Origin of the sequence: Labilithrix sp., assembly GCA_019637155.1 — a bacterium.
Lineage (GTDB): Bacteria > Myxococcota_A > Polyangia > Polyangiales > Polyangiaceae > Labilithrix.
Genome location: JAHBWE010000014.1, coordinates 43,314 through 69,124 on the forward strand (window position 1 = coordinate 43,314; position 25,811 = coordinate 69,124).

Sequence of the window (25,811 nt, forward strand, 5' to 3'; positions counted from 1 at the left end):
CGGCTATGGGAGCTTGCCGATCACGAGGACGCCGCCACGGTCGGCCTTCGTCGCGCCGCCGGTCGCTACCGTGGTCGTCACCACGTCGCCGCTCTTCCTTTGCGTCACGGTGTAGCCGCCGTTCGGCGTCAGGCCCGTGACGAGGTGCGCCTTCGTCCGCGCCGGCGCGTCGTACGTCGTCGACTTGAACGCGACGAGATCGACCGGGAACATCACGACCGTGTCGTTGAAGCTCGCGCCCTGGTAGCTCGTGCCGCTGGTCGAGTCGATGAGCGCCGCGTCGTCGGGCTTCTGCTTGCCGTCGGCGCCCTGGAGCACCTGGAGCCAGCGGACCGACTGCGGCTGCTTCTTGTCCTCGACCCGGAGGCGATACTTGATCGGATCGAGGAGCGCCGGCTGCTTGCCGTTGTCGTCGTCGAGCTTCTCCGCCGCCTCGACCGTGATCGACGCCTTCGCCGGGAGGAGCGTGCGGACGTAGAAGCTCTGGCCGCCGTCGGTCCGCATCGTCATGAGGTCGCCGCTCACGGTGCCGCGGTTCGGGAGCTGCACCCAGAGGCGCTTCGCGCGCCGCGCCTTCTTCGAGGCCGCGCGGTCGTAGGTGACGATGCGATCCGGCACGAGGTAGACGAGCGAGCGGCTCGCGTGGGCGACGTCCTCGGCGTTCTCGTCCTTCGAGTTGTACTGCTGCGTCATGTCGCCGAGGAAATAGGTGAAGTCCTGGCCCGCGCGCGCGGCGAGGATCTTCGGGTCGCCGTTGTTCACGTACGTCCACTGCGAGCCGCGCTTCCACTCCGCGAGGCGATAGCCCTCCTCGCCCTCCGCGACGTGGCGCGGCTTGTCGTTCTGGATCGTGAACATGTTCTTGTAGTCGGTGCACGCCATGTCGTCGCCGTAGCCGGTGCGCTCCTTCGTGAGCCACTCGCCCTTGCGCCACAGCTCGAACATGCCGGCGTCGGCCGACTGGTGATCGACCGTGATCCAGCCGTTCTTGTACGTGAACCACGTCGCGTTCTCGTTCCAGCTCGTGCGCTGCATGTGGCGCCCGATGCCCTCCGCGAAGTGGATCAGCGGGTAGCTCGGCCGCGGATCCGGGGCCTTCGGCGCCTTCGGATCGAACAGCATGAAGTAGAAGATCGACGCGAGGAGGTCGTTGTTGTCGGCCGCGCGCTCGGTGAGCTTCTCCTCGACGCCGGGGGCGTGGTGGGTCTGGATCCAGCGGATCGCGGAGAGGCGCTTCGCGTTCTGGGTGAGGTGGTCGTAGACGCCCATCGGCCCGAACACGCCCATGAAGTCCGGCCCCCAGTACTTCTCGCCGTCGCCGTACCACGCGACGTCGTAGACCTTGCCCATGTACGCGACGTCCTGGTCCTTCGGGACCTTCGCGACGGGGCTGAGCGAGTGCGCGAAGCCGACGAGCACGTCGTCCCAGAACGGGTTCTTGTCGAACGTGACCTGCTTGCCGAAGGTCGCGACGTCGCTCCGGCCGGCGGTGTAGAGGCCGAGGAGGAGCTGCGCGATGTAGCCGAGCGAGAGCGGGCTGTACTCGAAGCCCTCCGCCGCCATTCCGCCCCGCATCTCGCCGCGCATCAGCGCGTCGGACATGTAGAGCCACGCGCCGGTGACGGGCGTGAGGTACGAGCGCAGCTTCTCGTCGGGATCGTCGGCGACGTCGAGGGACATCGCCATGAAGCCGAGGTTGCGCGCGTGCGCGCAGAAGTAGTTGTTGCTGGCCCACCGCACGCGCTTCACGTCGGAGAGGAGCTTGGGATCGTTGACGAGGCCGACCGGCTCGGGGTGGTTGTAGGTCGTCTTCTCCGCGTGCTGGAGCTCGTTCGCCCAGCGGAGGAACACGGTCCGGATCGTCTTCTTCTCCGCCGCGGAGAGCGTCGGGTAGATCCAGTCGACCGTGAGCGGGAACGCGTGCCCGAACCAGCGCGAGCGGTCGCCGATGCTGAACCACGGATCGCGGTACGGCTGCCCCTCCGCCGCGCCCTTCGCCGCCTTGTCGATCACGTGCATGAGGAGCTTCTTCGCGCGCTGGGCGAACGCGGCGCGCTCCTTCTCCGGGCCGACGAGCGAGTAGAACGCGAAGAGCATCGCGAACGCCTCCGGCGGCGACGCGGTGTAGCCGTCGTTCGAGCCTGGGTCGTCCTTGAAGACGGAGCCGTCGTCCATCGCCGTGACGCACTGGTCCACCAGCGCCTTGAGCCCGCTCTCGAAGATCGGGTTGTCGCTGTTCGCCCACGATCGGAGGCGCGGCAGATCGACGTCGCGCACGAGGAGGCGAGGATGCCCCGTCGCGGCGCCGGGCGGCGGCTTGGCGACCGGCACCTCGGGCTGGCGCGAGATCTCCGACGGGTTGTCGCCGCCGCCGCCGCGCGAGCGGAACGGGCACGCGGGCAGGACCGCCGACGCGAAGACCAGGAGCCCGGCATAGCGACGCATCATCGATCGACGATGGTATCGCGATTCAGCTCGAATCGCGCCGCCGCCGCATCGCCTCGCGCATCACGTCGGCGAAGCGACCGGCCGTGTTCTTGCGATCGAAGGTCTCGATGTCGACCGGGCTCGAGGCAGGCACGCCGCGATCGCCGTCGCGCCACGCGCGGAGCTTCTGCGCGAGGTACGCGCAGATCGCCTCCTCGTCGCGCGGCGGGAGGAGGTCGCCGACCTCGTGCTTGCGAACGAGGTGCGCGAGCGCGCTGTCCGCCGGCGCGAGGACGAGGGTGGGGCGGCCGATCGCCATCGCCTCGAACGTCTTCGCCGGGTACATGCGCTCGACGCCGTCGGTGTCGTCGAGGACGACGAGGACGAGGTGGCTCGTCGCGAGGCTCCGCACCGCCTCCTCGTGCGCGACGTAGCCGACGCGCTCGACGCCGTACCGCTCCATCCCTTCGAAGAGCGCGGCCTCGCTGTCGACGATGCGGCCGATGAAGCGGACGTGGAGGAGCTTCGCGAGCTCGGGCTCGCGCTCGTGGAGCTTCTGCACCGCGGCGAGGAGCCCCTTCGGGCTCATCAGCTTGAACACGGTGCCGACGTACGAGATGACGAACTCGTCGCGCGGCGGCGCGGGGAGGTCGGCGGGGAAGTCGTCCCGGTCGTAGCCGTTCGGGATCGCGACGACGGACGACGGATCGAGGAACGGGAAGCGCTCGAGCATGTCGCGCCGGAACTCCTCCGTCGCGGTCGTCACCATCTCGGCGCGCTTCAAGAGGAGCGCCTCGAGCGGGTCGCCGATGAGGTTGCCGATCGCCGCGCCGGTCATCTCGTAGTTCTTGCGGATGACGCTCCACTCGTCGCGGTAGTCGAGGATGACGGCGGAGCGCGCGTGCGCGAGCGGCGCGAGGAGGAAGGGCGAGAACGGAGGGCCGCTGATGAGGACGACGTCGGGCGGGCTCGTCACGAGCGTCTTCGCGAGCGCGGCGGTGGCGCCCGGCAGCCAGAGCAGCTGCACGTCGGGGTACATGAGCTGCCGCACGAAGCCGCTCGCCGTCTTCACCGCCTGCTTGCGCAGCGACGGCGACGCGTCGGCGGCCGCCTCCCACGCCGCCTTCTTCGCGCCGTAGCCCGGCTCGAACGTGCGCGCGCGGATGACGTCGAGGTCCGGCGGGAGGTCACGCGTGAGCGACGCGTCGGTGACGGGCACGGAGGGGTTCGAGACCGTGAGGACCGACGGCGTGACGCCGTGCGCCGGCAGGTACTTCACCATCTTCGAGATGCGCTGGACGCCGGCGCCGCCGGTGGGCGGAAATGCGTACGCGACGATGAGCGCTCGCGACATGGGGTGCCGAGCTTACAACGAGCGCACGCGCGCGTGATACGTTGACGGAATGGCGCAGGTCCCCTTCGTCACCCTCGCGGTCCCGTGCTTCAACGAGGAGCGGCACATCGAGGCCTTCCTCGCCGACGTGTTCGCGCAGGACTACCCGTCGTCGTCGATCGAGGTCCTCATCGGCGACGGCATGAGCACCGATCGCACGCGGGAGATCCTCGCGCGCATCGCCGAGACGAACCCGAAGCTACGCGTCATCGACAACCCGAAGCGCCTCCAGGCCGCGGCGATGAACCAGATGATCGCGGCGGCGAAGGGCGACGTCATCGTGCGGCTCGACGTGCACGCGCGCTACGCGAAGGACTTCGTGAGCAAGTGCGTCGAGGTCCTGCGCGAGACGGGCGCGCAGAACGTCGGCGGCCCCGCGCGTCCGGCGGCGGAGGCGAGCTGGTTCCAGCGCGCGCTGTGCGCGGCGCTCGAGAGCAAGCTCGCGGTCGGCAACTCGTCGTACCGCGACCTCGGCGCGGAGGGCTGGGTCGAGAGCGTCTTCCCGGGCGCGTTCCCGCGCGGCGTCTTCGACGTCGTCGGCGGCTTCGATCCCAACGCGATCACGAACGAGGACGCGGAGCTCAACCAGCGCATCCACGCCGCGGGCGGGCGCGTGTACCTCTCGCAGAAGATCGTCGTCCACTACTACCCGCGCGACTCGTACAAGGGCCTCGCGAAGCAGTACTTCAAGTACGGCCAGGGCCGCGCGCGCACGATGCTCAAGCACGGCGGCCTGCCCTCCATCCGTCCGATGCTGCCGTTCTTCCTCGTCGTCGGCGGGACGACGCTCGCGGTCACGTCGCCGTTCCACCCGCTGCTGTTGCCCGCGCTCGGTCTCTACGCGGCGGGCTCCGCGGTCGAGGCCGTCCGCGTCGCGAAGAAGACGGGCCAGCTCCACCTCGCGCCGGTGGTCGCGACGATCTTCCCCGTCATCCACGTGTCGCACGGCCTCGGCTTCGGCGCGGGCCTCCTCAAGTACCTGCTGAGCCCGGACTGGCAGAAAGACGACGCCGCCGCCCCGGCGAAGACGTTCGCCGACGCGCGCGAGGTCCGGGCCGTGATGCGGCAAGCCCTCGCGACGCCGGGCGCGCCCGAGCCTGCGATGGCGTGATCGTCAGGGCGCCGCGGGCGCGAGCTTGGCGATTGCCCAGCCCATGCGCTCGTGGCCGTGGCGGTTCCACTCCGGGTTCTTGCCGCCGACGATCTGCGCGGCGGTGAAGTCGGGGACGCTGCGGCCGGTGCCGGGGGAGATCGTGTTGCCGTAGTAGGTCGGGTGCGTGTCGTCGCTGAAGAGGTAGTCCGCGGTCGTGGTCGGCGTGAGGCCGTGGCGGTTCGAGTCCTTCACCGTGGAGCGGAGGGTGACGGTGATGCGCTGCACGTACGCCGCCTCCGACTCGTTCGGATCGAAGCGGAGCGCCTCGGAGTCGACCTTGCCGTCGCCGTTCGAGTCGTAGTCGGCGCCCATGTACTCGGCGAACGCGTCGACGCAGTCGAAGCCGTGGCGCTTCGCGAGCGAGCACGCGCGCCAGTTCGAGCGCGCCATGTAGGGGAGCAGCGTGGCGAGGACGTTCGCGCGCTGGCCGCTCGCGTTCGTGCAGCGCGCGAGGACGTCGTCGGCGTCGAAGCCCGGGTAGTAGAGGTTCACGATCGCCTTGTGCTTCGCGGTCGGGGCGTTCGCGACGATCTTCGTCATCGCGCTCTCCATGTTGCGCGTGCAGCCGGCGAGGGCGTTGTCGAGGTCGGTCGTCGAGCACGCGCCGCTCGCGCTCGCGAACCGCTTCCGCGCCTGGAGGTAGTCGTTCCCGCACATCTCGAAGTAGACCGCGCGTGTCGACGGGTCGGCCATGTAGCTCCGGTCCGTCTGGATGTCGTCGACGATCTCGCCGGAGAGCGCCCCGCTCACGGTGCGCCGCACGACCTCGACGTTCGCGCCCCAGCGATGCGCGAGGTACTCGCCGGCCGCGTACGGCGCCGCCCGCCGCGCGACCTTGAAGATCGAGCGCTGGTAGCCGGCGAAGATCGAGTCGCCGTACGCGACGACGCGGTACGTGCGCGCGGCGCCGAGGTCGATCTTCCACGACGAGTGCTGCGCGAGCGAGATCTCCTGCCCGCTCCCGAGCGGATCCGAGTCGGGGACCTCGGGCTCCGTGGTCTCCGGCTGGGTCTCCGTCTCCGTCTCCGTCTCCGCCGCGAGCGTCGCGCCCGCGGGGACCTCCTCTTGCGCGACCGCGCAGCCGGCCACGAGCGAGACCGCGAGCGCACCACCGAGAGCCACGAGCCGCGTCGATTCGAAGGTCATGACGGCGCACTCTAGGAAAGGCACCGCCGGCGACGCGATAGCTGGCAGAACGGAGACGCAGTCCGGACGCTACGGCTGCATGTACGTCCGGAAGACGAAGAGACCCAGAAGACGCCGTGCGGTGCGGCGGGGGCGCGGTAGGCGAGCGTCGTGGAGGTGCGGTTTCGCAGCGTGGACGATGAGGTCGCCGTAGCGGTCGAGCACCGCGCCCGTCTCCGCGATGAGCCTGCGATCCGAGCGCGAGTACGGGTTGTGCGCGCCGAAGACGTTGTCCCAGAGCAAGAGCCCCGCGCCGCCCCAGAAGCTCGCGCCGACGTCGCGGCGGCGCGATCGGTCCCAGCGGCGGATCGTGAGCTGGCGATGCCGCGGCTCGAGCCAGGTCTGCCGCAGGATCGCGGGGCGGGAGTCGTCGCCGGTCTCGAACCACTGCGCCCACGACTGGCGGTAGCGCCCGAGATCGGCGTCGTCGATCCGGAGCTCCGGCGCGAAGACGACGCCGCGGCGCCGTGCGTTCACCGCCGCGATCAGCGCGTCGGGCGCGGCGGCCATCGTGTCGAGCATCACGCCGTCGGCGTCGATCGCGGCGACGTGCCAGGGGCCGAGCGAGCGCTGCGTCACCGCGGCGGCAGCTTATCGTCTACGCTCGAGGTGTGTCCGCGCGTCGATGGTTTGCCGTCGCGTCGTCGTCGGCGCTCGTGGGGTGCACGCTCCTCGTGGCGATCGATGAAGACGCGCTGACCGGCGGCGGCCCGCGCAGCGACGGCGGCGCGGAGCGCGACGTCGTCGGACCGACGAGCCCGCCGAGCGACGCGACGGACACGAGCGCGCCCCCGCCGGAGGTGCATCCGTACGTCCGCGCGGTGCTCGAGGACGCTCCGGTCTTCTACCTCCGGTTCGGAGAGCCGCCGCCCGCCGACGCGACCGCGCCGCAGGTGAAGGAAGAGATCAGCGGCGAGACGATCGGCACGCGCTCCGACACGATCCGCTCCGCGGCGGGCCCCCTCCCCGACGACCCCGCGATCGAGCTCGCCGGAGGACGGCTCGTGCTCGGCGACCGGCTCGGCTTCTCCGCGCGCGCGGCGCTCTCGATCGAGATGTGGCTCCGCGCGACCGAGGCCGCCACCTTCGGTCACGTCGTGACGAAGCAGCGACGGCCCCAGGCGAACAAGACGGGCTACGCGGTCTACTTCGACGACGACGTCGTCGCGTTCGAGCGGTACGCGGCCGGCGACGGCATCGGCGTCGTCGGTCCGTTCTCGGTCGGCGCGCCGTTCCGTCACGTCGTCGCGACGTACGACGGCTCGCGCATGCGCCTCTACCTCGACGGCGTCGTCACCGAGGACAAGCTCGACACGCGGCCGATGGAGGTCGTGCCCGAGCCGTTCGTCATCGGCGCCGCGAGCCCGACCGCCAACGGGAACGTCTTCCGCGGCGTCCTCGACGAGCTCGCGCTCTACGACAAGGCGCTGACGGCCGAGCGCATCAGCGCGCACGTCACCGCCGCGAAGTAGCTACCGCCGCGCTTCGCCGGCTTCGCCCGAACCACGATACCGAGGCGCGTTCGATGCGAGCAACAACGTGGTGTGTCGAGAGGCCGAACGTCGCCGCCGTGAAGCAGCGAGCCAGACGAGGCCCACCAGCAGCGCCGATCCTCCGCCTTGATGGCAGCCGCGGCAGCCGCAGCGCGGCGGCGGCTCGCTCGTCGCGGGCTTCGCCGGCTCGGCGCCGCGACCGGGGCCGCCGTCGGTGCCGGGCGGGATCAACGCCCTGAGCTTCGCGCGCGCGTCGAACCACGGCTTGCTCGCGTCGGGCCACGCGGCGGGCTTCCCCTCCTTCGCCGTCTCGAACGCGGCCGGCACGAGCTCCCGCGCGATCCGCTCCGCGCGCGCCGGATCGGCCGCGTGCGCGAGGTGGTAGTAGCCCGCGTCCTCGATCCCGCGGCGCCAGTTCTTCAGGCGGATCGATGCGACGACGCCGGCGAAGCCGAGCGAATGCGAGAACGGCGCGACCTGCGTGCCGGGGTACACGAGGACGCCGTCGCCCATCGACCAGTCGCCGGACGCGTTGTGGAACGTCTCCGCCTTCACGAACGGATCGAAGGGCCCGTGGCCACCTTTGTTCTCGTCGAACCACGCGGTGGTCTCCCAGAGGAACCAGCGCTCGACGTCCCAGAGCGCGGCGATCCATCCGTCGGCGCGCAAGCTCGTCGCCGGCGCGTCCGTCACGACCGTGCCGGTCCACGGCAGCCGCCCGTTGTACGTCCACACCGCCTTGCCGCGCGCGCGACCGAGGCGCGCCTCCTGCATCACGATGTCGACCGGCTGCTTCGCGGGATCCTCGTTGCACGTCCACCCGACGCGGATCCCCTGCACACCCGCTTCGCCGAGGCGCTTCTTCCACGCCGCCGCGCGCGGGCTCGCGCAGTCCTCGTCCTCGGCGTACACGAACGCGTCCGTCGTCGCGAGCGTCTGCGTCGCCGCGAGCAACGCCGCCGCCTCCGCGACGAAGCGGACCTGCTCGGGACCCGGATCGCCGAGCTCGCCGAACGCGCCGAGCGCGAGGACCCCGACGCCGCGCGCGGGCGCGGGTCCTTCGTAGCCCTGCGCCGCGGTGTAGAGCGAGCCGTCGAGGGCAGGGAGCTGCCGCTTCACCTCGGGGAGCTCGGTCGCGCGGAGCATCGGCGCGACGCGATGACGATGGAAGAGCTGGAGGAGGTGCTTCTCCGCCGCGTCGCCGTTCTCCTTCCCGAGGCGTCGATCGAGCTCGCTGCGATCCCAGCCGAGCATCGTGCGGAGCGGACGATCGGGGAGCGTCGCGTCGGCGACGTCGAGCTCGATCGGCAACGTCCCGAGCGCCTCGCCCTGCGCCCGCACGACGACGTCGCCGCGGTAGACGCCGGCGGGCTGGCGCGCGCCGATCGTCACGTCGATCCAGACGATGCCGTTCTTCCGCGGCGCGATCGCGAGCGGGTAGGGGCGCCACGCCGGCGCGATCTCCACCGGGATCAACGCGTCGGGGATCCGTCCGGTCCAGCGCCCCGGCGGCGGGCCGGAGCCCGGCGCCCAGCCGAGCGACTCGCCCGCGTACGCGCCGCCCGACGCGCGCGGCACGTCGAGGAAGTGCTCGACGAACCGCTCGATCGGGCGGCCGACGAAGCGCGCGGGATCCGTCGCGCCGGGCGCGTTCGCGATCGCGCCGGCGCCGGCGCGGAGCGCCTCGAGATCGACCGTGACGCCCGAGAGCGCCTCGTCGCCCGCCGCGACGACGACCTGGAAGCTCACCGTCTCGTTCTTGAGCGCGATGAGCCGGATCGGCTTGCCCGGCGCCCAGACCGGGTTCTCCTCGCCGCGCGCGAGCGCGCCCGGCGCCTCGTCTTCCTTGATCTTGTCGCCGTCGTCGACCGCGTAGAGCGCGGCGGCGACGGCGAGGCTACGCGCCAGGCTCGCGGACGCGAACATACGAAGGAATGACGAGCGACGTGCGCGCGAGGTCGTAGCGGTAACGCGTGAGGTCGCCGTCGACGCGGTCCTTCTCGAAGCCGAGGCGCGGGTAGAGCTCGATGACGGGCGTGTTCTTCTTCGTGGGGATGAATTCGCCGACGAGGTGCTTGCACCCCGCCGCGCGCGCCTTGCCGGCGAGGTAGGCGACCATCGTCTGCTCGACGCCGCGGTTCGCGACGCGGCACGAGAGCACGAGGCTGTGCACGATCGCGTCGTCGCCCTCCTTCGTCAGGATGAAGACGCCGACGAGCCCGAGGTCGCCGTAGCGATCGGTGAGGCGCAGCCAGTAGACGCCGAGGCCTTCCTCGTGGAGCTTGGCGAGCTCGGGCTCGGTGAGGCGCCGCGTCGTCGTGTTGAACTGGTTCGTCTTGCCGACGAGCTGCGTGATGCGCTGCGCCTGCACCGCGTTCCAGGCGCCGATCTCGGCTTCCATGTTCAGCGTCGGCAGGAACTCGTCGAGCGAGCCCGCGGTCGCCTCCGCCTCGCGCCGCTCGATCTGCGCCTGGTAGCTCTGCGCGCGGAGGCGGTCCTCCTTCGTGAGGCGCGGCACGTCGAACACGTCGAGCTCGGTCAGCGCGCGGACGTAGTGCGCGGGGTCGACCGGCACGTCGACGACGATCACCTCGGGGAGGTTCTCCTTCACCTCCGCGCGCTCGACCGGGTTGTCGTCGAAGAAGACGAGGCTGTCGGCGCCGATGTTGAGGTCGCTCGCGATCGCCTTCAGGTTCTTGCTCTTCCGCTCCCAGTTGATCTCGACCGCGGCGAAGTCGGTCATCTTGATCAGCATCTCGGGGTGCGACGTGAGCGCCTCCTGCACCGTGGCGAGGTCGTTCTTGCTCGCGAGCGCGAGGACGATGCCGCGATCGCGCAGCCCCAGCACCGCGCGCTGCAGCTCCTTGAACGCGCGGCCGGGGTGCTCGTCGCCGAGGTGGATGCCGGCGACGCCGTCGTCGCCGATGACGCCGCCCCACAGCGTGTTGTCGAGATCGAGCACGAGGCACTTCGCGGCCGGCTTCAGCGTCCCGCGCAGCGTGCGCGTGAGGTGCTGCGCGAACGCAGGCTGGTTCGCGGCGGCGATCGGGTTCCGCGCGAGCGCCCACAAACGCGGATCGGTCCAGCGCGACGTGCCGACCGACGACACGAGCCCCGCGTAGTCCCAGACGTGGCAGCCGGCGCGCGCGGAGACCTTCTCGAGCAGCGCGCGGTTCAGGTCCATCACCTTGTACGTGAGCGAGCCGGTCTGGTTCGCGTCGAACAGCTTCGCGAGGCGCGCCTCGGGGGCGAGGAAGTTGGCGACGAGCGCGGGGCCGCGCGCGCCCTTGTCGCGGAACAGCCCGAGCGTCGCCTCGATCCGGCCGAGCACGTTGGCGGAGAGCGCGTCGAACGCGTCGCCCTCCTCGTTCGAGTACACGCGGAACCCGACGTCGGGCTGGAGGTCCTCGAGCCGCATCATCACGACGAGCGCCTCGACCTCGCCGTTCTTCGCGCGCCACGCGTCGCCGAGGAGCTCCTGCTCGAACTGGTTGAAGCCGCCGTGATGGATGTCGGCGTAAAAGCCCTGCTTCGCGGCCTCGACCTTCAAGTACGCGTCGAGCAGCGCCGTCGTGAAGCTCGAGAGCACGACGAGCCGCAGCGGCGTGAGGCGCTCTTTCGCGGTCGCGTCGTCCTTCAAAGCACGCGCCGCCTTCATGTACTCTGCGGGCGAGAGCTCAGCTGCCATCGAGCTTTTCCAGAGAGGCGCGGATCTTCTTGAGGGACTTTAGCTCGGGTATCTCCGCGGTCGGGAACGCGACGCCGAACTCGGCCTCGATCGCCATGATGAGGTTCAGGTGCGCGACGGAGTCCCACAGCGGGGTCGTCCCCGGCCCGTCGTCGTCCTTCAGCGAGAGCCCCTCCGATCCGAACACGGACTCGAGCGCGGAGCGCAGTCTCTCTTCTCGATTCACGATGAACCCTCCAGCGACGCACGGGTACCTGGATGGCCCGCGGCCCGTCTTCGCAAGCTATCACGCCCCGCGCGGCATCGTCCGCGACATCCGCTGGATCCTCTGCGCGCCGCACGGCTGGGAGGGCATCCAGTCGTACGAGACGGTGAAGCTCCTCGCGGACGAGCTCGCCGCCTCCGGCTTCCACGCCGTGCGCGTGCACTACGACGGGACCGGCGAGTCGTTCGGCACGGACGAGGATCCCGATCGCGTCGCGGCGTGGACGGAGAGCATCCGCCGCGCCGTCGCCGCGCTCGGAGCCGGGCCGGTCGGGCTCGTCGGGCTCCGCATCGGCGCGACGCTCGCGGGCGCGGTCGCGGCGACGCACGCGCTCGAGGCGCTCGTGCTGTGGGAGCCGTGCGTGAGCGGCGCGCACTACACGCGCGAGATGGAGATCCTCGCCTCGGCATCTCCGCGCGCGGTGAAGGACGGCCAGGCCGCGCAGGCGCTCGGGATCGAAGCCGGCGGCTACCTCCTCACGCCGGAGACCGTCGCGAGCCTGAACGCGATCGACCTCATGAAGACGGCGTTCGCCGGCGCGCCGAAGGTGCTCGTCCTCGGTCGCGACGATCGGCCGCCGCTCTTCGCCAAGAAGCTCGCCGATCGCCTCGAGGGCGCGGCGTTCGCGCAGGTGCCCGGCTACAAGGAGCTCATGACGTACCCGGAGAAGGCGAAGCCGGGCGTCGCGATGGTCGAGCGCATCCGCGACTGGGCGCTCGGCGTGTCGTCGACGGGCGACTACGGCGGCCTCACCCTCGCCGCGGAGGCGACCTGGAACGAGACGCGCCGTCGACCGATCCGCTTCGGCCCCGAGTCGCGCCTCCTCGGCGTGCTCACCGAGCCGGCGCTGCCCGCGACGAAGACGAAGCGGCCGGTCTTGCTCCTCACCGGCGGCGTCGTCCCGCGCACCTCCGTGAACCGGATGTACGTCGTCCTCGCGACGCGCCTCGCGGAGATGGGCCACCGCGTGCTGCGGATGGACGTCTCCGGCATCTGCGAGAGCCCGCCCGCGCCGGGCGCGGCGCCGAACGATCCGCACGCCGCGAGCCTCCTCGATGACGCGCGCGCGGCGGTCTCGCTCCTGCTCGAGGACGGCGGCGGCGAGATCGCGATGCTCGGCCTGTGCTCCGGCGCGTACGCGTCGTTCCAGACCGCGCTCGCGGACGAGCGCGTGCGCAGCATCACGCTCCTCAACCCGGAGGTCTTCCACCTCGCCGACGGCTCGCCGAAGTTCTCGCAGACGGAGCAGAGCCACGCCGCGAGCCACTACAAGAAATCGCTCCTCAGCCCCGCGGCGTGGAAGAAGCTCCTCACCGGGAAGGCCAACGTCGGCTACATCGCGGGCTTCGCCCTCGCGAAGGCGAAGACCACGATCGAGACCGCGCGCGAGCGGATCGAGGCGCGCGTGAAGAAGACGCCGCAAGGGCTCGCCGGCGATCTCCACCGCCTGCTCGCGCGCGGCGTCGCGGTCGCGATCGTCATGGCCGAGAACGACAGCGGCTACGATGCGCTCATGGCGCAGCTCTCCGCCGACCTCGAGCGCCTGAAGAGCGAGGGGCTCCGCTTCAAGCTGACGCCGGGGCCCGATCACACCTTCAACGATTTCTCGACGCGCCTCCCGCTCGTCGAGTGGCTGGTGGAGGTGCTCGCGTCGTGAACCGCCGTGCGTTCTTGTCGGCAGGGGCCGCGCTCGCGCTCGGCGCGTGCAAGAAGAAGGAGCCCGCCGTGAAGCGCACGGTGGAGCACTCGAGCCACGCCACGGTGGACTTCCTCGAGCTCGTGCACCCCGAGCCCGATCCGAGCCTCCCGCTCGTCGTCGCGATCCACGCGAACGGCGGCGCGCCCGAGCACTGGGTGGAGGGGTTCTCGAAGTTCCCGGGCCGCGCGCGCATCCTCTTGCCGCGCGGCTATCGCCGGAAGAACGAGGGCTACGAGTGGTTCGAGTGGCCGCTCACGAACGACCTCGCGAGCACGAAGCTCGCGATGGACGTCTCCCTCGCGGAGGAGCGCCTCGCGAAGGCGATCGCCGCGCGCGTGGGCCAGGGCGGTCGCGTCGCGGTGACGGGCTACACCGAGGGCGCGATCCTCGCGTTCGTCCTCGCGAAGCGGAAGGAGCTCGTCCTCGGCGCCTTCGGCATCGCCGGCGCCTGCCCGGTCCCGCTCTACCCGAAGTCGAACGCCGCTCCGATCGTCGCGTACCACGGGACGAAGGACGACGTGTTCGCGATCAACGCGGCGCGCGCGACGGTCGCCGCGTACAAGACGGCCGGCGGCGAGGCGACGCTCCGCGAATACGCGGAGGGCCACAGCCCGTCGGACAAGATGCACGAGGACCTCGACGCCGACATCGTGAAGGCGCTCGAGGCGGCGCGCTCGCCGAGCCGATAGAGGCGCGGTAGCATTGCCGTCGTTCGCATGCGCTTCGTGAACCTCCTCGCCATCGTCTGCATGCTCTTCTGGGTCGGGTGCCCGTACACCGAAGGTTGCGAGACCGGCAGCGCGCCGGAGGAGCTCGAGGGCGGCGTGGGCGGCGACGACGACGACAACGGCGGACCGCCGCCGGAGGGCCCGCGCGAGCCGAACTGCAGGGACCTCGACGCCAGGTGCAACGGGGAGAGCTGCTGCACCGCATCGAACCTCCCCGCCGGGACCTTCGATCGCCTGAACGATCCGAAGTACCCCGCGACCGTGAGCGCCTTCCGCCTCGACGTCTACGAGGTCACGCTCGGCCGCTTCCGCGCGTTCGTGCACGCGGGCTTCGGGACGCAGGAGAAGCCGCCCGCTCCCGGTTCGGGCAAGACGAACGATCCCGACGACAAGGGCTGGCAGGAGTCCTGGAACAAGGACCTCGTCGAGACCATGGCCGACCTCGAATCGGCGCTCGGCTGCAGCCCCGACCTCTACAACGTGTGGGACCGGAACCCGGGCAAGAACGACTCCCTCCCGATGAACTGCGAGACGTGGCTCGAGGCGCAGGCCTTCTGCATCTGGGACGGCGGGCGCCTGCCGACCGAGGCCGAGTGGATGTACGCCGCGAGCGGCGGGAGCGAGCAGCGCCTCTATCCGTACGGCGGCAACGTCGCGGACACGGAGCGCATCCGCTTCGGCTGCCAGTCCGGCAGCTCCGAGGCCGACGATCCGGGGCCCGATGGCAAGCCGATGCGCGAGTGCACCTTCGAGGACTGGAAGCCGGCCGGCTCGGTCCCGAAGGGCCGCGGCCGCTGGGGCCAGCAGGACATGGCCGGCAGCGCGTGGGAGCGCGTCTTCGACTGGTTCCAGATCGAGCTCCCCACCCCGTGCGACGACTGCGCGCGGCCGCAGCGGCCCGCCGACAACGACGGCAACCCCGTCGGCCGCGCGTTCCGCGGCGGCGCGGTGAACTGGGGCAAGGCGTTTCACCAGACCACGAACCGCACCGTCATCAACTCCGAGACCATGACCGAGCGCACGGACTCGGTCGGCTTCCGCTGCGCGCGCCCCGTCAAGAACAACTAGATGCAGGTCGCACACGGCTACCTCGCGGGCGATCTCTTCGCGAGCTACCACGCGCCGGCGGGCCCGCCGCGCAACGTCGGCTGGGTCGTCTGCCTCCCGCTCCACCTCGACCTGATCCAGTCGCATCGCAGCATGCGGCTCGTCGCGGAGGTGCTCGCCGCGGCGGGCCTGCACGTGCTTCGCGTGCACTATGCAGGGACGACGGAGTCGGTGGGATCGACCGACCACGATCCCGATCGCGTCGAGCGCTGGCTCGCGAGCGTCCGCGCGGCGATCGGCGCGCTCGCCGCGGTCCCCGGCGTCGAGAGCGTCGGCCTCCTCGGCGTCCGCATCGGCGGCGCGTTCGCGCTCGAGACCGCCACGCGCCTCGACGTCTCGCACCTCGTCTTGTGGGAGCCCTCCGCCGGCAACATGTACGGCCGCGAGATGGAGATCCTCGCCTCGTCCGCGCCGCAGCCGGACCCGCCGGTCGGCGAGGGCGTCGTCGCGGGCGGCTACTGGCTCTCGAAGGGCACGCTCGCCGATCTCGCGCGCCTCGAGCTCGAGAAGATGACGCCGCGCGGGAAGCCCGACGTCCTCCTCGTCTATCGCGACGACCGCAAGGCGCCGCCGCGCCTCGCGCAGCACCTCGAGCGCCACGGCTCCGCGGTCACGGTCCTCCAGCCGCCGGGGCACAAAGAGATGATGGTGATGCCGCAGAAGTCGGCGGTGCCTCACGCGCTCATCGACGCGATCCGCGACTGGGCGGTGGCGCGTTCACGCACGATCGAATCGACCGGCGCGCTCGCGCTCGCGCCCGAGATCGTGGTCGACGGCCTCCGCTGGAGGACGCTCCGCTTCGGCACGAACGGCCACCTCTTCGGCGTGCGCACGGAGCCGGCGGGCGGCGCGACGAGGCCCGGCGTCCTGCTCCTCACCGGCGGCGTGACCCCGCGCACGGCGGGCAACAACAGCTACGTCACGCTCGCGGAGCGCCTCGCGAAGCGCGGGCACGCGGTGGTGCGGATGGACGTGTCGTTCATCGGCGAGAGCGGGACGCCCGACGGCGAGGACGGGCGCGAGAACGATCCGTTCCCGCCGAGCATCCTCGACGACGCGCGCGCGGGTCGCGCCGAGCTCCCACCCGGACCGTTCTGGGTCTACGGCCTCTGCTCCGGCGCGTTCGCCGCGTTCCAGGTCGCGCTCGGCGACGATCGCGCGCGCGGCGCGTTCATCGTGAACCCCGAGCGCTTCACGCCGCCCGCGCCCGAGGCGGCGGAGCCGGCGTTGAGCACGGCCGATCAGCTCGAGCAGATGAACCGCTACCTCCAGGTCATCCGCGATCCGGCGGCGTGGAAGAAGCTCCTCTCCGGCAAGGCGGACGTCCGCTACCTCGCGAAGGTGCTCTCCGCCCGCGCGGCGTCGAAGGTCGGTGCGCTCCGCGAACGGGTGGAGACGCGCCTCGGCCGCGCGCCGGCGAAGGGCCTCGCCGCCGACGTCGATCGCATGCTCGCGCGCGGCACCGACGTGCACTTCGTCTTCTCCGAAGGCGATCCCGGCCACGCCGCCACCCTCGCCGAGCTCGGCGCGCGCGCCTCCGAGCTCGAGGCGAAGGGCATGCGCATCACGACGTTCGCGCGCGCGGACCACAACTTCCACGAGCTGTCCTCGCGCGCGAAGATGCTCGACTGGGTCGTCTCGACTATTTGCACGGCGCGGGGATGACGCGCGCGAGCTCGGTCGCCCACTCTTCGTAGGCGTCGTCGGTCGGGTGGATGCCGTCCTCGACCCAGGCGTTCGCGTCGGCCTGGCGCTTGTAGACGGCGCGCATGTCGACGAACTCGGCGTCCCTCGCCTCGACCTCTTCGATCAGCGCGGCGTCGAACGTCGCGCGCTGCTCGCCGAGGCCGCTGCCGTAGGTCTTGCCCTCCGGTGAGCGGAACCACTCGTTCTGCGCGAGGACGATCACGCGCGCGCCGGTCGCCTTCGTGTCGGTGAGCACCTTCTTCACCGCGGTCCGGTACGCGCTCAGCGTGACGCTGTGCGCGATGTCGTTGGCGCCCGCCTGGAAGGTCACGATCGTCGGCTTGAAGTCCGCCATCTGCGGGAGCTGATCGTCGACGACCTGCTGCGCGGTGTAGCCGCTCACGCCGACGTTCAGCAGCTCGACCTCGCAGCCCTCGTCGCGCCACTTCTTCGCGAGCCGCGCCGGGAACGAGCCGGTCGACTCGTCGGAGGCGCCGACGCCCTGCGTGAGCGAGTCGCCCAGCGCGAGGTAGCGGATCTCCCCCGTCTCGGGATCCGTCCCGCCCTTGATCGGAGAGACGGGCGGCCCGTTGTCGTCGTCGTCGTCGTCGCCGGACGATCCGGACGAGCCGGACGACGACCCTCGCTTGTTGGCGGTCGGCGAGCTGCAAGCGACCGCCATGGCGAGGAACAAGAAGAAGGCTCGCATCACCCCGTCGAGGATAGCGCTTGGTCTTCCAAGCGCGTCCAGAATCAGGCTGACTCGTGATACGCCGGAAGTCGTGTCATCCGTCGCTGAAGGCGCCGTCCGCGGCGCGCTGTGGAATGTTGCAACGACGGTCGTGACGCGGTTCGCCGGTCTCGCCGGCACGCTGCTCCTCACGCACTTCATCGCGCCGCACGATCTCGGCGAGGTCGCGGCCGCGTCGGTCACCGTGCTGACCGCGAACATGATGACGCAGGTCCGGTACGGGAACTACCTCATCGCGAAGAAGGGCACCCCGGAGGAGGCGTTCAACGCGACCGTCGTCCACATGGGCCTCGGCGTGTTGACCGCGGCGGTGGTCATCGCGCTGCGGGAGCCGATCGCGCAGTACGTGAACTCGCCGAACATGGGCAAGTACGTCCCCGGCTTCGCGATCGCGGGGTTCATCGAGCGCCTCGGCTACATCCCGGAGCGCACGCTCACGCGCGATCTCAAGTTCCGTCCGATGGCGCTCGCGCGCTCGGCCGGCGAGATCACCTACACCGTGTCGTCGGTCGGCCTCGCGCCCTTCATCGGCGCGATGGCGGTCGTCGTCGCGAACATCGTCCGCGCGGTGATCCTCGTCGGCATGACGCTGCGCGCCGCAAACTTCAGCGATTGGGCCAAGCGCTCGCCGCTCAAGTGGTCGACGATCCGCGCGATGACGAGCTACACCGCGCCGGGCTGGCTCGCCGGCGTCGCCGAGCTCGCGGCCGCGAAGTGGGACAACATGCTCGTGTCGAAGTACTTCGGCCCGCACCAGCACGGCCTCTACAACCTCGCCTACAACCTGGCCGACACGCCGACCGGCGCGGTCGGCGAGCAGGTCGCGGACGTCCTCTTCCCGTCGTTCGCGAAGCTCGATCCCGAGCGCCGCGAGCCCGCGCTGCGGCGCGCGATGGCGCTCCTCGGCCTCGTGATCTTCCCGCTCTCGGTCGGCCTCGGCGCGGTCGCGCCCACCGTCACCGCCACCTTCTTCGACGAGCGATGGCAGGAGGTCGCGCCGATGCTCGCGATCCTGAGCGTCCTGTCGATCGCGAAGACGATGGCCTCGCCGCTCGTCGGCTTCCTCCAGGCGCAGCACCGGCAGCGCGGGATCATGGTCCTCTCGGTGTTGAAGGTCATCGTCCTCCTCGTCGCGATCCGCATCTTCGCGCCGCACGGCCCGCTCTGGACCTGCGTCGGCGTCGGCGCGACGTTCGTGCTCGACACGTACCTGTGCCTCCTCTTCGTCCGCGTGCTCGACGGCGTGAAGATCCTCCCGATCCTCGTCGGGCTGATCCCGGTCGTGATCACGTCCGTGATCATGTTCGCCGGCGTCTACGGCGCGCAGCTCGGCCTCCGCCAGCTCGGCCTCCGCCCCGGCTTGCTGTCGCTCCTGCTCGAGGTGGTCGCCGGCGGCGCGGTCTACGTCGGCGCCGCGTTCGTGGTCGCGCGGCCGCTCGCGATGGACATCGTGGAGCAGCTGATGAAGATCATCCGGCGGCGACGCGCTTCACCATCGTGAGCGTGCGCCCGCCGTCGCTGTGCTCGACGTCGTCCATGAACGTGCGGATGAGGAAGAGCCCGCGCCCCGACGCGCGCTCGAGGTTCGCGGGATCCATCGGGTCGGGGAGCGACGCGACGTCGAAGCCCGGCCCCTCGTCCGACACGACGTAGGTCACCTCGCCGGGGACCTCCGTCGCCGTGACGCGGACCTTGCGCTCGCGGTACGGCGAGATCTTCCGCCGCTCCTCGACGAGGCGATCGTGCGCGGCGGGATCGGTCTCCTTCTCGGCGGAGGAGACCTCGAGGTTGCCGTGCAGCATCGCGTTCACGATCGCCTCGCGGAGCGCGACGGAGATCTGGAGGAGCGCGGTCTCGTCCGAGAGGCCGAGCCGCTGGAGGCGCCCTTCGAGCACCGCGATGACGGGCGTGATCTCGGCGAGGTCGCTCGGGAGCTCCCAGTGCATCGCCGGCTGCCGCACCGACGGCGGCGCCGCGTCGAGGACGTCGGTGAGGGAGAGCACGGACGCGACCGTCTCCACGAGCGAGCGGCCGAGATCGCGCTTCGGCACGTACGACGCCGCGCCGCGCTGGAGCGCGCGCACGGCGAGGTCCTCGCTCCCGTGCGCGGTCATGAGGATGATCGGGATGTCGGTGTACTGCGAGCAGATCGCGTCGACGAGGGTGAGCCCGTCCATCCCCGGCATCTGGAGGTCGGTGAGGATGAGGTCGGCGCGCTCCTTCTCGAGCGACTTCAGCGCGAGCTCGCCGTTCTCGGCGAGGCGGGTCTCGTACCCCGCGCGCGTGAGGAGCCCCGCCGCGAGCCGCCGATCGATCGGAGAGTCGTCGACGACGAGCACGACCGTCATGACGGGGCTCCGAGGGCGCGCATCGCGGGGAGCGCGGCGTCGATCGCCTCGCGGAGCGCGGCGACGCTCTCGTCGACGCGGGCGGGGTCGAGCGTCGTGTCCTTGCCGAGCTTCTCGAGCGCGGCGGCGGCGGCGAAGCCTCCGCGCACGCCGCACGTGTCGGCGGCGCTCTTCACCTTGTGCGCCACGTTGCTGAGCGCCGCACCGTCCTTCGCCTTCGCCGCGGCCGCGAGCTCGGCGAGCCACCCCGGCGCCTCGGCCACGAACACGGAGACGAGCTCGCGCACGAGCTCCGCGTCGCCGCCCACGCGCGCGAGCGCGGCGCGCTCGTCGAACCCGGTGTCTTCGCCTCGTTCACGCACGGTGCGAGGCGGCGGCGCCACCGTCTTGACCGGCGGCGCCGCGGGCTTCTCGAGCAGGCGCATGGAGTCGGGGAGCACTGCGGCCAACGTACCAAGGAGCTCGGTGAACGACACCGGCTTCGTGATGTAGCCATCGTAGCCCGCCGCGAGGCAGCGGTCGCGATCGCCCTTCATCGCGTGCGCGGTGACGGCGATGAGGGGAGTCCGCGTCCCCGTCTTCTTCTCCCGCTCGCGGATCGCCGTCGCCGCCGCAAAGCCATCCATCTCGGGCATTTGGATGTCCATGAGGACGGCGTCGAAGCTCCGCGTCTCGAGCGCGTCCAGCGCTTGCCGGCCGTTGCCGACGAGGACGGTGCGGTGCCCTTCGCCTTCGAGGAAGCGCGTCATCAGCGTGCGGTTGACCGGGTTGTCCTCCGCGACGAGGAGCTCGAGCGGACGGAGCGTCGCGGCGGGGAGCGGCAGCGGCGTGACCGCGAACGTCTCCGTGCTCACCATCTTGCGGAAGCGCGCGGTGAACGAGAACGTCGCGCCGCGCCCGGTCTCGCTCTCGACCCCGAGCGATCCATCCATCATCTCGACGAGGCGCTTCGAGATCGCGAGGCCGAGCCCGGTGCCGCCGAACTTCCGCGTCGTCGATCCGTCGGCCTGCGAGAACGCGTCGAAGATGAGGTCTTGCTTGTCCTTCGGGATCCCCATCCCGGTGTCGCGCACGGAGACGCGGAGGACGATCGTCTCGCCGTCGTCGCTCGCGACCGTCACCTTCAGGTCGACGCTGCCCTCCTTCGTGAACTTGATCGCGTTCCCGAGCAGGTTGACGAGCACCTGCCGGATCCGCAGCCGATCGCCGACGATGCGGACCGGCACGTCGTCGGCGACGTCCCACGTGATCGCGAGGCCCGCCTCCTCCGCGCGGTGCTCGAACGACCGCACGCACGTCTCCACCACCTCGCGCACGTCGAAGGGGAGCGGCTCGAAGTCGAGCCGGCCCGCCTCGATCTTCGAGAAGTCGAGGAGGTCGTTGATGAGCGCGAGGAGCGCCTCGGCCGAGGTCCGCACCGTCTCGAGGTACTCGCGCTGCCCCGGCGTGAGGTCGGTCCGGAGCGCGAGGGCGGTCATGCCGATGACGCCGTTCATCGGGGTGCGGATCTCGTGGCTCACGTTCGCGAGGAACTCGCTCTTCGCGCGGCTCGCCGCCTCGGCCGCGTCCTTGGCGCGCGAGAGGTCGGCCTCGACGCGGCGCTGCTCCTCGAGCATCTGCCGCAGCGACGCCGAGTGCTCGCGCTCCTTCTCGAGCGAGCGCGCGGTGATGCGGTCCGCGCGCCGCTTCGCGAGCCCCGCCATCGCCGCCATCGCCGGCGTCGTGATCGCGAACACGATCCCGCGCGTCAGGTTGTCGTCGAGGATGTTCAGCGGCCACGTCGGCGGGGCGAGGATGAACGTGAACCACGCGCACGCGATCGCGGCGCTCACGAGGCCGGGGCGGAGCCCGCCCATGAAGGCGGCGGCGACGACGAGGGTGAGGACGATCGCGGGCGGGTTCGGCACGCGCACGCCGAGCTGGGTGACGATCTCGATGAGGACACAGAGGCCGAGGACGGACGCCGGACCGGCGACGGTGAAGAACGGAAGCGGCGCCTTCCGTTCCGCCATCACGGTCCCGGCGATTGCGACGGCGGCGGCGTCACGATCGGGGCGGGGACGCGCTCGCCGCTGCTGAACGCGCCGGTCGCGGGCTGGGTGGGATCGTTGCCGTCGGCGCGCTGCGAGAAGCGCGACGGCACGCGGCGCGGCCGTCCGCCGGGGCGCGACGCGAACAGCTCGATCCCGAAGATGAGCCCGTGCCGGACGATCGCGGGGGTCGGGATCGGCCCGCGGCCCGAGGTCTGACCGATGAACTGGTAGCGGAGCGACAGCGTGAGGAAGTCGACCGGCTCCCACGTCAGCTCGGCGTCGTGGAGGACCGCGTCGAACGAGCTGTCGAGGTCGCCGCTCTCGGCGAGGTCGAGCGTCTCCGCGTGGAGGTACCCGCCGGAGGCGCCGATGATGACCTTGTTCTTCTCCGAGAGCGGCGTGAACGCGCGGAGCGTGGCCTGCTGGGACTGGAGGAGCGTCCCGATGAGGAGGTTCGGCTCGATGCCGCCGGCGTACTCGAGCCCGATCCCGGTCACCGCGGTGCCGTAGAACAGCGTGGCGCGCGCGGCGGGGCCGAACCGCGCGCCGAGGTTCGCGTCGGTGCTGGCGGCGACCTGGCCCGAGGCCGCGAGCGACATGTTGAAGTTCGTCGAGAAGTCGTGGTCCCACGTCGGGCCCGCCGCGACGGTGTAGACCGTCGAGTTGATCGGCGGGAACTTCGTGCGCGCGTACTGCAGATCGAGCTGCGCGCCGATCGCGTTGAAGTCGAAGGCGCGCTCGAGCCCGAGCGACGCGGTCGCGAGGGTGTTGTCGAGCTCGAGGTCGTCGTCGAGGGAGGTGATGTGGCTCGCGCCGGCGAGCTGGGTGAGGCGGAGCCGCGGCGAGAGCTCGTGCTGCAACCCCTCGTTGGCGGAGATCGTGAGGAGGTTCGAGTTGAGGCTGTTGATGTTCCCGAGCGTCGTGTTGGTGGCGCGCCGCACGAGGATGTAGTTGCCGAGCAGCGCCTGGAGGCCCTCGACGCCGAACAAGAGCCGCGTCGTCGGCGTGACCTCCGCCGCGGTCGTGATCGCGAGGCGGTTCGAGACGCCGTTGGGGAGCACGGTGTCGATCGAGCCCGTGAACGCGTAGGTGAGCTGAATGAGCTTCCGGTCGCCCTCGATGAAGTAGCTGAGCTGCGGCGTCGCGGCGGCGAAGTAGCCGTCGGTGTTGATCCCCGGACCGCGCGTGACGGTGGCGCCCGTCTGCAGCGTCACCGACGGCACGAAGTCGTTCGCGGCCGCAGGGGTCGCCCAGGCGATACACGCGAGGAGCACGAGCCACGCCGGCCTCAACGCAGCTTGATCCTCACGTAGACGAGGATGAGGAACAGGAGCGTGAGGTTGGCGAACACGATCCCGAACATCTCGTTTTGCCGGAACCTCACCTTGAAGTCCGGGAAATCTCGCTTCACGCACCCACACAACGCACCCGAGAACCCAACGTAGATCCAGAGGATGGGGTGGAACGAGAACGAAAGGAAGAACGACCCGACGACGAGGCCGGCGACCGACGCGAGCATCGCCGACGACCACGCGCGCGCGCGCTCGGCGGCGGCCCCCTTCTGCGTCTTCAGGTACTTGAGCGCGGAGAGCGGGATCTTCACCGCGAGGTAGAGCACGAAGCTCCAGATCGCGAACCCGACGAGCCCCGTCTCCGCCGCCGCGAGCACGTACGAGTTGTGCGCGGTGAGGAAGTGATACTCCCCGAACTGGCCCTTCCCGACGCCGATGATCGGCGAGCCCTTGATCAGATCGATGCCGACCTGAAGGCACTCGACGCGCTCGAGCGCGGACTCGTCGGCTTCTTGTCCGGAGCGCCCGCCGAGCGCGGCGAGCGCGGCCATGCCTGGGACGCCGACGACACCTCCGGCGATGGCGCCTGCTTTCCAGCCGAATTTCAGACAGAAGAAGACGCCGAGCACGACGACGAGCACGAGCTGACCGCCGCGCGACTGACTGTAGAGGACACACGACGTGACGAGGGCGAACGACGCCAGCATCAACAAGAGCCGCACGACCGACCGCTTCCGCATGAAGAAGCCGGCCATGAAGGGGAACCCGATGCCCACCGTGAGAGACAGCTCGTTGGGGTCCTCGAGGTTGCCGCGGAAGCGAATACGCCCCGACACCGACGCGGTGTTCATGAGGCCGGCGTGCTCGCAGACGTAGTTGCGGCCGTGGTCGTTCTCCTCGTCGCCGTCGTAGCACTCGATCTCGCCCTCGGGCCCGCTGCACGGCTTGCCGTCGTAGTGCAGGATCGTGCGGTCGATCGGATCGATCCAGTGGCATTTGAAGGGCGCGCTCGCCTGGTGCGTGCCGACGAAGCTGAGGAACAGCGAGAGCGCCAACATGAACGCGCCGAGCATCTCGAAGGCGCGCCACGTCTTGATGCTGTGCGCGATCGCGAACGACATGATCATCGGCGTGCTGAACATCACCGCCTGGGTGACGACGTCGCTCGGCTGCTTGATGAGGATCGTCAGCATCGACCACGCGAAGAAGAAGCCCGCGAACTTCGCGAAGGGCGCCGCGCCCATCCTCCCGACGCGGCGGCTGGTGTCCTGCATCAGCGCGTCGAACATGAAGCCGACGCCGATCAGCGCGGGGAGCGTGTAGAGGGGCTTGAAGGCCAGCAGCTCCTCGTAGAGCTCCTGAGGCTTCAGGAGCACGAAAAGCACCTCCAGCAGGATCGGCGCGAACGAGAACATCGACGCGGGGGTAGTATCGCACGTGATGGCTGGCCCGCTGCAAAAGCTCCTCGACTACAACCTCGACCGGTGGCTCCCAGGCTACGCGCGCGAGATCGCCCGGCGCACGGTGCGCCGCGAGCGCGTCGCGGGCCCGCGTCACCTGCTCGTCGCGGTGTGCGATCACTACGAGCCGCTCTGGCCCGGCACGACCGACGAGGCGAAGGGCAACGAGCGCGTGAAGGCGTGGCACGAGGGCTACCCGAAGCTCGCCGACGAGTACCGCGACGCCGACGGCAAGCGGCCGCGTCACAGCTTCTTCTTCCCGGGCGAGGAGTACCGCCCCTACTTCCTCGACGCCCTCGCCGACCTCGCGAAGCGCGGCTACGGCGAGGTGGAGGTGCACCTCCATCACGACGGCGACACCGCCGCGACGCTCACCGAGAAGCTGGAGAAGACGCTCGCCGACTTCAAGCAGCACGGCCACTTCTCGCGCGACGCGAACGACGCCCCGCGCTGGGCCTTCATCCACGGCAACTGGGCGCTCGCGAACCCGCGCCGCGACGGCAAGTGGTGCGGCGTCGACGAGGAGCTCCCGCTCCTCCATCGCCTCGGCTGCTACGCGGACTTCACGTTCCCCTCCGCGCCGGACGAGTGCCAGCCGAACAAGGTGAACCAGATCTACTGGCCGACCGGCGACCTCACGAAGAAGCGCTGCTACGAGCACGGTACGCGCGCGCGCGTCGGCGAGGTGATGACCGATCGCCTCTTGATGGTGACGGGCCCGGTCGCGCTCGCGAAGCGACCGGGTCGTTTGTCGGGGCGGATCGAGGGCTCGGCGCTCACCGCGACGGACCCCGCGTCGGAGGCGCGCGCGCGCACGTGGACGCGCCAGAACATCCACATCGAGGGGCGTCCGGAGTGGGTCTTCGCGAAGCTCCACACCCACGGCGCCCCGGACCGCGAAGCGAAGTCCCTCCTCGGCGACGGCGGCCACGCGCTCCACCGCGTCCTCACCACGCGCTACAACGATGGCCGGAAGTGGATCCTCCACTACGTGACCGCGCGCGAGATGTTCAACGTCGCGATCGCGGCGATGGAGGGCAAGACGGGCGACCCGAACGACTACCGCGACCACGTGCTCTCGCCGCCGCCGATCGCCTCCTGAG

At 70.5% G+C, this 25,811-nt stretch carries 20 protein-coding genes; 8 read left to right on the forward strand and 12 right to left on the reverse strand.

All coding sequences use genetic code 11. The features are described from left to right. Nucleotides 1-3 precede the first annotated feature (3 nt). Both KF837_27975 and KF837_27980 read right to left on the reverse strand, forming a co-directional pair. Nucleotides 4-2,448, reverse strand: coding sequence for a hypothetical protein (locus tag KF837_27975; protein ID MBX3231193.1), 2,445 nt, complete (start codon nt 2,446-2,448; stop codon nt 4-6). A 22-nt stretch (nt 2,449-2,470) separates the two neighbouring features. Continuing rightward, nucleotides 2,471-3,781, reverse strand: coding sequence for a glycosyltransferase (locus KF837_27980; GenBank protein MBX3231194.1), 1,311 nt, complete (start codon nt 3,779-3,781; stop codon nt 2,471-2,473). A 49-nt stretch (nt 3,782-3,830) separates the two neighbouring features. Between KF837_27980 and KF837_27985 the strand changes: the two genes are divergently transcribed. Then, nucleotides 3,831-4,931, forward strand: coding sequence for a glycosyltransferase family 2 protein (locus KF837_27985; GenBank protein MBX3231195.1), 1,101 nt, complete (start codon nt 3,831-3,833; stop codon nt 4,929-4,931). Between the two features lie 3 nt (nt 4,932-4,934). Here the strand turns inward: KF837_27985 and KF837_27990 are convergent, their stop codons facing one another. Further along, the gene (locus KF837_27990) at nt 4,935-5,921 is read right to left on the reverse strand and encodes an SGNH/GDSL hydrolase family protein (protein MBX3231196.1); all 987 of its coding nucleotides are present in this window, start codon (nt 5,919-5,921) and stop codon (nt 4,935-4,937) included. Nucleotides 5,922-6,188: 267 nt separating this feature from the next. Beyond that, nucleotides 6,189-6,737 (reverse strand): hypothetical protein, encoded by a 549-nt coding sequence (locus KF837_27995; protein MBX3231197.1) that lies wholly within the window; start codon nt 6,735-6,737, stop codon nt 6,189-6,191. Between the two features lie 32 nt (nt 6,738-6,769). On the opposite strand from KF837_27995, the gene KF837_28000 reads away from it, so the two are divergent. Continuing rightward, the gene (locus tag KF837_28000; protein ID MBX3231198.1) at nt 6,770-7,630 is read left to right on the forward strand and encodes a LamG domain-containing protein; all 861 of its coding nucleotides are present in this window, start codon (nt 6,770-6,772) and stop codon (nt 7,628-7,630) included. Here the strand turns inward: KF837_28000 and KF837_28005 are convergent, their stop codons facing one another. Genes KF837_28005 through KF837_28015 form a run of 3 tightly spaced genes read right to left on the reverse strand, consistent with a single transcriptional unit; the run spans nt 7,631 to nt 11,565 of the window. Next, entirely contained in the window at nt 7,631-9,577 is a 1,947-nt protein-coding gene (locus KF837_28005; GenBank protein ID MBX3231199.1) for a DUF4091 domain-containing protein, read from the reverse strand. Continuing rightward, nucleotides 9,549-11,339, reverse strand: a complete 1,791-nt coding sequence (locus KF837_28010; GenBank protein ID MBX3231200.1) for an HAD-IIIC family phosphatase — start codon at nt 11,337-11,339, stop codon at nt 9,549-9,551. The genes KF837_28005 and KF837_28010 overlap by 29 nt, the downstream gene beginning before the upstream one ends. Next, nucleotides 11,329-11,565, reverse strand: a complete 237-nt coding sequence (locus KF837_28015; protein ID MBX3231201.1) for an acyl carrier protein — start codon at nt 11,563-11,565, stop codon at nt 11,329-11,331. The genes KF837_28010 and KF837_28015 overlap by 11 nt, the downstream gene beginning before the upstream one ends. Before the next feature lies 1 nt (nt 11,566). Between KF837_28015 and KF837_28020 the strand changes: the two genes are divergently transcribed. Genes KF837_28020 through KF837_28035 form a run of 4 tightly spaced genes read left to right on the forward strand, consistent with a single transcriptional unit; the run spans nt 11,567 to nt 16,803 of the window. Next, nucleotides 11,567-13,261, forward strand: a complete 1,695-nt coding sequence (locus KF837_28020) for an alpha/beta fold hydrolase (protein ID MBX3231202.1) — start codon at nt 11,567-11,569, stop codon at nt 13,259-13,261. Next, nucleotides 13,258-13,992 (forward strand): dienelactone hydrolase family protein, encoded by a 735-nt coding sequence (locus KF837_28025; GenBank protein ID MBX3231203.1) that lies wholly within the window; start codon nt 13,258-13,260, stop codon nt 13,990-13,992. Before KF837_28020 ends, KF837_28025 begins: the two co-directional genes overlap by 4 nt. Nucleotides 13,993-14,019: 27 nt before the next feature. Next, on the forward strand, nt 14,020-15,099 hold the full coding sequence (locus KF837_28030) for an SUMF1/EgtB/PvdO family nonheme iron enzyme (GenBank protein ID MBX3231204.1): 1,080 nt from the start codon (nt 14,020-14,022) through the stop codon (nt 15,097-15,099). Further along, nucleotides 15,100-16,803: a hypothetical protein gene (locus KF837_28035; protein MBX3231205.1), complete on the forward strand. Its 1,704-nt coding sequence runs from the start codon at nt 15,100-15,102 to the stop codon at nt 16,801-16,803. It begins immediately after the preceding gene. Here KF837_28035 and KF837_28040 read toward each other — a convergent pair. Further along, nucleotides 16,781-17,536, reverse strand: a complete 756-nt coding sequence (locus KF837_28040; protein ID MBX3231206.1) for an SGNH/GDSL hydrolase family protein — start codon at nt 17,534-17,536, stop codon at nt 16,781-16,783. The two genes, KF837_28035 and KF837_28040, sit on opposite strands and share 23 nt — an antisense overlap. Before the next feature lie 70 nt (nt 17,537-17,606). Here KF837_28040 and KF837_28045 point away from each other — a divergent pair, with 70 nt between their 5' ends. Further along, a complete protein-coding gene (locus tag KF837_28045; protein ID MBX3231207.1) occupies nt 17,607-19,076 on the forward strand; it encodes an oligosaccharide flippase family protein in 1,470 nt (489 codons plus the stop codon). Here KF837_28045 and KF837_28050 read toward each other — a convergent pair. From KF837_28050 to KF837_28065, 4 genes are read right to left on the reverse strand one after another with little or no spacing between them, the layout of a single operon-like run. Continuing rightward, complete coding sequence (locus tag KF837_28050; protein MBX3231208.1) at nt 19,045-19,923, reverse strand: response regulator; 879 nt, start codon at nt 19,921-19,923, stop codon at nt 19,045-19,047. The genes KF837_28045 and KF837_28050 overlap by 32 nt on opposite strands. Further along, nucleotides 19,920-21,935 carry a response regulator gene (locus KF837_28055; GenBank protein MBX3231209.1) on the reverse strand — a complete coding sequence of 672 codons (2,016 nt, stop codon included), beginning with the start codon at nt 21,933-21,935 and terminating at the stop codon, nt 19,920-19,922. The genes KF837_28050 and KF837_28055 overlap by 4 nt, the downstream gene beginning before the upstream one ends. Next, complete coding sequence (locus KF837_28060; protein MBX3231210.1) at nt 21,935-23,248, reverse strand: hypothetical protein; 1,314 nt, start codon at nt 23,246-23,248, stop codon at nt 21,935-21,937. Before KF837_28060 ends, KF837_28055 begins: the two co-directional genes overlap by 1 nt. Beyond that, complete coding sequence (locus KF837_28065) at nt 23,245-24,663, reverse strand: O-antigen ligase family protein (protein MBX3231211.1); 1,419 nt, start codon at nt 24,661-24,663, stop codon at nt 23,245-23,247. The genes KF837_28060 and KF837_28065 overlap by 4 nt, the downstream gene beginning before the upstream one ends. A gap of 25 nt (nt 24,664-24,688) precedes the next feature. Between KF837_28065 and KF837_28070 the strand changes: the two genes are divergently transcribed. Continuing rightward, the gene (locus tag KF837_28070) at nt 24,689-25,810 is read left to right on the forward strand and encodes a hypothetical protein (protein ID MBX3231212.1); all 1,122 of its coding nucleotides are present in this window, start codon (nt 24,689-24,691) and stop codon (nt 25,808-25,810) included. Nucleotide 25,811 lies beyond the last annotated feature (1 nt).

Coding starts and splice junctions, on each gene's coding strand:
- KF837_28070 (MBX3231212.1), top strand. CDS start 24,689: ATGGCTGGCCCGCTGCAAAAGCTCCTCGACTACAACCTCGACCGGTGG.
- KF837_28065 (MBX3231211.1), bottom strand. CDS start 24,663: ATGTTCTCGTTCGCGCCGATCCTGCTGGAGGTGCTTTTCGTGCTCCTG.
- KF837_27980 (MBX3231194.1), bottom strand. CDS start 3,781: ATGTCGCGAGCGCTCATCGTCGCGTACGCATTTCCGCCCACCGGCGGC.
- KF837_27975 (MBX3231193.1), bottom strand. CDS start 2,448: ATGATGCGTCGCTATGCCGGGCTCCTGGTCTTCGCGTCGGCGGTCCTG.
- KF837_28010 (MBX3231200.1), bottom strand. CDS start 11,339: ATGGCAGCTGAGCTCTCGCCCGCAGAGTACATGAAGGCGGCGCGTGCT.
- KF837_28020 (MBX3231202.1), top strand. CDS start 11,567: ATGAACCCTCCAGCGACGCACGGGTACCTGGATGGCCCGCGGCCCGTC.
- KF837_28005 (MBX3231199.1), bottom strand. CDS start 9,577: ATGTTCGCGTCCGCGAGCCTGGCGCGTAGCCTCGCCGTCGCCGCCGCG.
- KF837_28035 (MBX3231205.1), top strand. CDS start 15,100: ATGCAGGTCGCACACGGCTACCTCGCGGGCGATCTCTTCGCGAGCTAC.
- KF837_28050 (MBX3231208.1), bottom strand. CDS start 19,923: ATGACGGTCGTGCTCGTCGTCGACGACTCTCCGATCGATCGGCGGCTC.
- KF837_28030 (MBX3231204.1), top strand. CDS start 14,020: ATGCGCTTCGTGAACCTCCTCGCCATCGTCTGCATGCTCTTCTGGGTC.
- KF837_28055 (MBX3231209.1), bottom strand. CDS start 21,935: ATGGCGGAACGGAAGGCGCCGCTTCCGTTCTTCACCGTCGCCGGTCCG.
- KF837_27985 (MBX3231195.1), top strand. CDS start 3,831: ATGGCGCAGGTCCCCTTCGTCACCCTCGCGGTCCCGTGCTTCAACGAG.